Origin of the sequence: Geobacillus sp. LYN3, from assembly GCF_003064505.1 — a bacterium.
In the GTDB taxonomy this organism is placed as follows: domain Bacteria; phylum Bacillota; class Bacilli; order Bacillales; family Anoxybacillaceae; genus Parageobacillus_B; species Parageobacillus_B toebii.
On the sequence record NZ_QCWL01000088.1, the window covers coordinates 282 to 619 of the forward strand.

The window sequence follows — 338 nt, forward strand, 5'->3', positions numbered from 1 at the left end:
GTGCGGAAAAAGGAAAAAAAGAAAGGGAAGGCGCTGTCACGCCAAACCCTTGAACAAAAGAAATATCACATCTTACTGACCAATTTACCACAAGAATCGTTTGATGCGCAACAAGTTTATGAGCTGTATTCGCTGCGCTGGCAAGTGGAGCTGTTATTTAAGGGCTGGAAATCCTTATTTGACCTTGACCGTGTCAAAAAGATGAAGAAGGAACGATTCGAATGCCACTTATATGGGACATTGATTGCCATTTTAGTCACGCAGACTCTTCTGTTCCAAGCCCGAAGGTATTGGCATCAACGGGAGGGAATCGAGATCAGTGAATGGAAAGCGCTTAA

General features: G+C 43.8%; 1 protein-coding gene. It reads left to right on the forward strand.

Features of this window, described 5'->3' with window-relative positions; translation table 11 throughout:
* A partial coding sequence (locus DCC82_RS18480; protein ID WP_233253096.1) for a transposase occupies nucleotides 1–338 on the forward strand: 338 nt, incomplete at both ends.